At 43.6% G+C, this 7512-nt stretch carries 6 protein-coding genes; 4 read left to right on the top strand and 2 right to left on the bottom strand.

The window, feature by feature from the left end:
* Positions 1–164 precede the first annotated feature (164 nt).
* The gene (locus AAEO50_RS09680; RefSeq protein ID WP_341982958.1) at positions 165–1730 is read right to left on the bottom strand and encodes a phosphodiester glycosidase family protein; all 1566 of its coding nucleotides are present in this window, start codon (positions 1728–1730) and stop codon (positions 165–167) included.
* A 235-nt stretch (positions 1731–1965) separates the two neighbouring features.
* Here AAEO50_RS09680 and AAEO50_RS09675 point away from each other — a divergent pair, with 235 nt between their 5' ends.
* From AAEO50_RS09675 to AAEO50_RS09665, 3 genes are all read left to right on the top strand, one after another.
* Entirely contained in the window at positions 1966–3882 is a 1917-nt protein-coding gene (locus AAEO50_RS09675) for a PhoX family protein (RefSeq protein ID WP_341982956.1), read from the top strand.
* 156 nt (positions 3883–4038) lie between these two features.
* The gene (locus tag AAEO50_RS09670) at positions 4039–4662 is read left to right on the top strand and encodes a TetR/AcrR family transcriptional regulator (protein WP_341982954.1); all 624 of its coding nucleotides are present in this window, start codon (positions 4039–4041) and stop codon (positions 4660–4662) included.
* Positions 4659–5945 (top strand): MFS transporter, encoded by a 1287-nt coding sequence (locus tag AAEO50_RS09665; protein WP_341982952.1) that lies wholly within the window; start codon positions 4659–4661, stop codon positions 5943–5945. The genes AAEO50_RS09670 and AAEO50_RS09665 overlap by 4 nt, the downstream gene beginning before the upstream one ends.
* Positions 5946–6004: 59 nt before the next feature.
* On the opposite strand, the gene AAEO50_RS09660 is transcribed toward AAEO50_RS09665, so the two are convergent.
* Positions 6005–6643 carry a spore coat protein gene (locus tag AAEO50_RS09660; RefSeq protein ID WP_341982950.1) on the bottom strand — a complete coding sequence of 213 codons (639 nt, stop codon included), beginning with the start codon at positions 6641–6643 and terminating at the stop codon, positions 6005–6007.
* Between the two features lie 174 nt (positions 6644–6817).
* Between AAEO50_RS09660 and AAEO50_RS09655 the strand changes: the two genes are divergently transcribed.
* Entirely contained in the window at positions 6818–7447 is a 630-nt protein-coding gene (locus tag AAEO50_RS09655; protein ID WP_341982948.1) for a LysE family transporter, read from the top strand.
* The last annotated feature ends 65 nt before the right edge of the window (positions 7448–7512 follow it).

The following is a 7512-nucleotide window of genomic DNA, read 5'->3' as shown; positions in this document are numbered from 1 at the left end:
GTAGCTTATGTGAGACCCCGCAGGCAAAGCCGAGGAGGCTCACGGGCTACCCGCGGAAAGCGAAGTCTTGCACGGAAATCATTAGCGGTATTAAGAGACTACCCTGAAATTGTTCGTCTTTATGTGGTTGTTTTTTAGTATTGTCCCAGCCTCATCATAGTCCACTATTTTAAGAGAAAGATTCCATCGGATACGGGACGTTCACCATTAGGATCTGAAGGTTTATTCACTAGTTTGTCATCCACGACCATCGCTGACGATCCCCCGCCATCAAGGTTCAATCCTTTAACCGCTCCAAGTGACTGAAGTATTTGAGCACTTTCCAAGAAGCTGACTCCGATGCTTTCTTCAGGGTTTCGGCCTTCAACAGTGACAAGTAAGATATTTCCGTTTTCTTTAATGCCTGCCAAGGATCTTGGGTGACGATATTGTGCAAAATGATAGTAGAAATCATTGCTCCATGCAAAGCCCTCTTCTTTTGCGTGTATATCGATTTTTCCTTCATCTACAAGTTGAGGTGCTCCGCCGATGATATCTAAACTCGATGGAGTCTTAATCTGCTTTCCATCAGCCGTAATGTTTTTGGTGATCGTCAATGATTCTCCTTTTGAAACATTTTCTTTCAACCACTCTGCCTGGTCACCAGTTGCTGATAGGACGATTCCGCTCTCCGGGATGCTGTGGCCTCGCTGGGAATAGGTTTCAACAACCTCTCCATTTGCATTAAGTACCGCCTCGAAGCCGTCTCCATTTGGAGTAGTATTTCCAAAATAAGCGTTATATTCAATGATTTCGTCTTGATCGGTACAGGTTACATCATGCTTTGGTTGAGTGGTTTCCATGTCATCGACCCCGCCGCAGCTCCTGGTCAATCCAGGTTTTCGGTTGATTCCGTCAATCACTGCCGTTGCACCGTTTTTAGTTTTTACTTGTAATGCAGTCGACGTCTCTGTAATCTTTCCATCGTTACCTGAAAGGAGAAGGCTTGTGCGCTCTCCAATCGCTTCGCTAACGAGTTGTCCATTGACTACTGAAATGCCGGCCGGGTCCCCTGGTACACCATCGCTTGAACCTACGACAAAGTAGCCTCCATTCATTCCAGCTAAAGCTTGAGTGCGGCCGGCCATAGAAGAAACCGTTTCACGCCCGGTGATTTTATCCTTGGCCAGGACATTGGTCAGATCACCTTGAAATTTTCCTGGATCGATTTCAAGCACATCAATCTCCCATGGTCCTGTTGTTTTCGTAGTCCCGTCATATTCAGAAAAAGTGACCTTTGCTTCTTCATAACCATCGGCTTTTAGTTGCTCTGCTAGAGCCTTCGCTTGTTTCTCTTCTTCAAATTCCCCGGATCGAACGACATATCCTATTTTTTTCTCATCAACATCAGTATCACCCACATGCTTATTCTCCACTTTATGAAGTGTTGGTTTATAGCCTTTTTCCCTTAGTTCTTTTATAAGTGCCGTGGCTTGTTCCTTAGAATCATAAAATGCTGCATCTACTGTGTAATAGGCTTTCTCTGAATGGTACCCTCTAGTGATTTCTGTATGAGTAACTCCTTTGGTCAATTGTGTTGTGTGTCGTGATTCTGGTAAATGGTTTTTTCCTATTGAGAGAGTTTCTTGAGAGTCGGCAGCCTCTGCTTTTTCATCAGGCACTCCCATTGAAAGAACAGTGGAGAGTGATAATGTGGATATTAATGCGGTTTTCATAAATGAACGGTACATGATGGGAAACCTCCAATATTATTTTATATGCACTCCCAGACTAGCGGGGGATTAATAATTGCAAGTTACAGGAGAATAAAGATTTTATTAATTATTGAGAGATTTAATGAGCATATTTATTTGAAATCTAATTTACACTGGAACCTTACACTGGCTTAATATTAAATTCATAATTCTTTAAAACTTCTATGTTTTAATAGGTACTGTAAGTGATAAAACCCTAGGAGGTATAAAGATGAAGAGAAAATTAACAATCGGATTATCTATGGTATTGCTGGCTTCTTCAACCATGTCAGCCATGGCCAGCTCAGATAACGGACACCAATATGGGAAAGAATCACATAAAAAAATACAAGATGTCCAATTCAGCTCTATGGATGCACCCTCAACAATTGAAAATATGGTAAAAACGTATACTGAGTCTACTGTTAAGGTAACTTTTGAAGATGATACCCAGAAAGAAATCCCTCTTTCATACGACCAGTTATACCTTACGAAAGACAAAATTGTCGAAAATAATAAGGAAATGATTCCGGCGGGTACACCGATTGATGTGAACGGCGACCCGATCATCGATAACAGTATTCCTGAAGACCCTTCATACTATATATCTGATGCCCCGGATTCTAATAGTTTAATAAAGAAGGGCAATAAAACATATATGATTTCCCACTTCGAGTATGATTCTCAAAATAATGCAGGAGAAGAAGTTTCAGGCCTCCCGGCTTCGATGACACTCACAGAAGTGAAGCGTGATAAGAAAACTGGAAAGCTTTCAATTGTAAAAGATGCTAAGAAAATTGACTTTGCCAATGTAAATGGCCTTTGGATCCCTTGTAATGGATCTACAACTGACTGGGGAACACATTTGGGATCTGAAGAGTATGAACCTGATGCACGTTCTTTCGAAAACAAAGACAGTGATGCGTATAAAGAAGTTCGCAACTACGCAGAACACTACTTCCATGATGCGTCAAAAGCGAATCCTTACTTCTATGGATGGATTCCTGAAATCTCAATCACCAAGCAAGGTGAAGCATCAGTTGAAAAACATTATAGTACTGGACGTTTCTCTCATGAAATGATGAAGGTGCTGCCGGATAATAAAACGGCACTGTTTGGTGATGACGGTGGAAATACGATGTCATTCATGTATGTAGCCGATAAAGCGGAAGACTTCTCTTCTGGTACTCTATATGCTGCAAAATTCGAACAGACCGGTACTGAAAAAGGCGGTTCCGGTGATTTGAAATGGATCAAACTTGGACATGCATCAGATCAAGAGGTCTTGGATATCATCAACAGTGGTGTGAAATTCAGTGATATTTTCGAAACAGCGGAAGAACCAACTGAAGGATTTACGGCTGTGAAGACGAACGCAAGTGATGAAGTCGAGTACCTTAAAGTGAAACCAGGAATGGAAAAAGCAGCTGCATTCTTGGAATCAAGACGCTACGGGGCGATCAAAGGAGCGACATCCGAGTTTAACAAAATGGAAGGAATTGCAGTGAACAAAGAAGATAAGAAAGCGTATATGGCCATTTCTTATCAAGAGGGCAGCATGGAAAAAGAAGAGAATGCCGTACAGGACGATATTCAACTTCCGAAACTGGAGTCCGGGGTAACCTACGAGCTTAATCTTCAAGGAAATCAGGCAGATGCTTTCGGCAGTCAGATTGCGAGTGAATATGTACCTTCCAGCATGCAAGGATTCATCATCGGGAAGGACTTGGAGACTCCTGACGCTTTAGGGAATACAGCGGACCCGGACCAAGTGGCCAATCCAGATAACCTAAGTTATTCAGAGGACCTGAATACCCTGTTCATCGGTGAGGACAGCGGTATGCATACGAATAATTTTGTGTGGGCTTATAATTTGGACGATGAAAAGCTTTCTCGTATTCTATCAGTTCCAGTCGGTGCAGAAGCTACTGGATTAAGTGCAGCGAACAATGTTGGAGATTCTCAATACGTTCTAAGTAACTACCAGCATCCGGGAGCTGATCTCGATGAAAAAGAGATCACAGCGGTAGACAAAGAGGAATTGGAAAAAGCGATGAAGGAAACAATCGGAATCATGGAAACGGGCGGAGTCGGCTACATTTCAGGCATTCCTACATTAGATGATGAAGATGAAAAAGAAGAAGAATAAAACCATATAATCCGCAGACTCAAGAGATAGGGCACTTTCAATAGTGTCCTATCTTGTTTTTTTAAGTGTGATTAGAAAAGATGTTGACATTGGAAGTAACTTACAATAATATAATGATTGATTGATCAATCAATTTTTAAAAGGGAGAGAATTCACATGTCTGCATCACTTTCACTTGAAGAAAAAAAGAAACGGAAAAGGGCGGTGATCCTGCAGGCTGCAGTTAAACTGTTCAGCGAAAATGGATTTGCGGAGACGCCGATTGCTGCGGTCGCAAAGGAAGCAGGCGTCAGCTTCGGTACCGTTTTTACGTATTTTGAAACAAAAGAAGTCTTATTTCAGGCTTCCGTGCTGGAGCCTCTTGAAGAAATAAAGCCTTATTTTTATGAAATAGAAGAACGTTACAGCGGCAGCCCGATGGAGAAAATAAAAGACATGATTCATTGCCAAGTGGATCTGTTTGCGAAGAGCATGGATTATTTACGTCTTATCCAGCAGGTGCTTGCGAGACCTGACAGATATCCTGCATTGTTCAAAGAACTTGATGATTTTGTAAACGTGTTTATCGATAAGATTTATCCGGTCATTGCAGAAGGGCAGGAGATGGGGCTCTTTTATAAGGATTCACCGCCTTTAATTGCCCAGTCGTATTTATCTCTCATAAACGGGATGAGATTGACGTTTGTCGATGACTATACAAACCTGGTTTGGAACGATATGAAAATCCAGGCACTGAGGCTGTTTGGTCCGGTACCTAATGCAAGGGAGGAAATGCAATGAAATTGAGGGACATCCATCCCAACATCAAATTAAGGCTTGGGATGCAGTTCCTGGGCGGGCTTGTGTCCATGGCCGTCATTCCGTTCCTGGCCATCTATTTTTCAAAAAAAATCGGGGCCGCCGAAACGGGGGTCATTCTCATATTGACCGTCATTAGCGGGGTGATCGGCGGATTCATCGGCGGGCATGTCTCCGATAAAATCGGGCGGCGGAATATCATGATTTATTCAGAAATCGGAGTGTTGGTCACTTATCTGCTTATCGCTTTTTGCAATTCCCCATGGTATGATCTGCCGTATGTATCCGCCGTCTTATTTCTCTTCAATATGTTTGCTGGCGGGATGTTTCAGCCCGCTGCGCAGGCGATGATCATCGATGTGACGGATTCAGAATCGAGAAAGCTCGTGTTTACGATCAGCTATTGGCTCGGTAATCTGGCCACTGCACTAGGGGGAATCATTGGTGCCTTCTTGTTCAAGAGCTATTTATTTGAACTGTTCATCGGGATATCGGCCATCTCTCTTTTATCTGTACTCATTACTATTTTCTTCATCTCAGAAACCTACACGCCAGAAAAACCTTCATCTGAATCATCATCAAAGCAAACCAAATCTTCACCTTTAGAATTCCTGGAAAGCTACTCTGCTGTCCTGAAAGATAAACTATTTATGTTTTATATAGTAGGTGCTGTATTCATTTTCACATTAGAGCAGTCTTTGACCAATTATGTTGGTATACGGCTGGAAAAGGATATCCCTGAGCAATCCGCTTCAGTGTTCGGAATGGAATTTATGCTCGATGGCACCAAGATGCTCGGGTTTCTGAAAACAGAAAACACGATGCTGGTCGTTCTATTATCCACAGTCGTTTTGTTTTTATTTAAAAAATGGAAGGATCGCTGGACCCTCGTTACGGGGATGTTCATTTTCACTGTCAGTTTCAGTGCACTTGCTTTTACCAACAGTATTTTCCTTCTCTTTATCATCATCTTTGCAGGAACGATCGGTGAACTTATGTATGTTCCGGTCAAACAGGCAATGATCGGAGACCTTGCACCTTCCAATGCCCGCAGTACGTACATGGCGTTTTACAGTCTGACGTTTTATGGGGCGATGATCATCGCATCACTGCTGATCATCATCGGCGAGTGGATCAGTCCGGTGATGATGGGGGGCATCCTGCTGATTCTTGGTCTTACAGGGACTTTCCTTTATTATTTGATCACCAAATCATTGGTATCTGACGTTGCGGATGCTAAAGAAGTGAAAGCATCCGTTTCGTAAAAAGGGAGCACGGTCCAGGTCAAATAAGAAAGGGACGCGGAATCCCGCGTCCACCTTAATTAGTGAGGCATATTCCCCGGCTGCTGAGGGACAGTTGCGTAGCTTTGCAGCATTTGCGCCATATCCTGATCGTTCAGCTGCGGTACTTGGTAGTATCCGTGCTTGTTTTGGTACAGGAAAATTTCGTAGCTCATCTCGATGAAGTTTGGTACGCTGTCCGCTACGACACGGCGCAGGACAGGGTTCGTCATTTCAAGTGCGGTCATCGCAAGCAGGGAAGCGAGTGACTTCGTTTGCCCGAGCATATAGGCAGACAATCCTTTATCGGACAGTTCATTGACTGATTGATTCGGCTTCTTCGGCTGGCCGGGCTTGATTCCATATACCGCGTCATTGTTTTGCGTCATTTTATACTGCTGTGTCGGTACTTGGGGATCGCTGCCTGTTGAAAAGCTTCCGACGATCGTATTGTACATCGTTGTCACAAAAGCCGTCTGGCGTTTGACGATATCCTTCAGTTCAGGATCCTGGATATGCTGATCATACATTTGATACTGATCGAGCATGCTGATGATGCCTGCAATCACCTCGTGGGCATCGAATAATTCATGTCCGCCGTGATTTTTATTCGTTTGATTCATTCCCGGCTGGGGTGTGTTTTGAGTTTGATTTTGCTGATTATTTTGTTGATTGAACATGATGTTTCCCTCCTAAGTCGTTGACATCGGTGTTAGAATTCCCTTATCATCCGGAATCATGTATGGAAAATCTTTTGCCGTCTTGAAAAAAACCAGTCAATATCATCAGGGGCTAATACATGTAAGCCCGTCCGAATATAATATGGAGAAGTAACCTAGAGGTGGTTTTGAAGAATGAGTATTTTCATCAGTTATATTGCATTGGGATTATCGCTGTCAGCGCCGATGGGCCCGATCAATGCACTTCAATTGGACAAGGGGATCCGGTTCGGGTTCTGGCATGCATGGCTTGTCGGAGTAGGCGGCATGGCGGCCGATGTCATATTCATGCTGCTCATCTATTTCGGTCTCGCCCAGTTTGCGGACACGCCCATCGTTCAATTATTTTTATGGCTGTTCGGTTTCTTTGTGCTCGTTTATACGGGAATTGAAAGTGTGGTGAAGGCTGGCGAACCCGCTCAGCAGCATCAACACAGGGAAAGGGAAACAAAAGCGAAGGCGTTTCGTACCGGCTTTTTAATGGCGATTTCAAATCCCTTGAGTATTTTGTTCTGGCTTGGGATTTATGGGTCGATCCTGGCTGAAACCTCAAGTAAATACCAAGGCGGACAAATATTGATCTACAGCATGGGAATCTTTCTCGGGATCACGCTTTGGGATTTTGCTATGGCCTCTGTCGCAGCTGGGACCAGAAAATGGTTCAATCAAAGCATCACGCGCTGGATATCCATCATTTCCGGCATTGTGCTGATCGGATTCGGGATCTATTTCGGAGTGAAGGCTGCCGGAGTCATACTCGGATAATAGACAGACACCCAATCGTCTCCCTCCTAATAGGATAGTGTGTAGTCTTTTAGGAGGGATTTGTC

The organism is Rossellomorea oryzaecorticis (assembly GCF_038405515.1).
In the GTDB taxonomy this organism is placed as follows: domain Bacteria; phylum Bacillota; class Bacilli; order Bacillales; family Bacillaceae_B; genus Rossellomorea; species Rossellomorea oryzaecorticis_A.
Note: the sequence above shows the minus strand (reverse complement) of the source record. Positions and strands in the feature narration are given on the sequence as shown.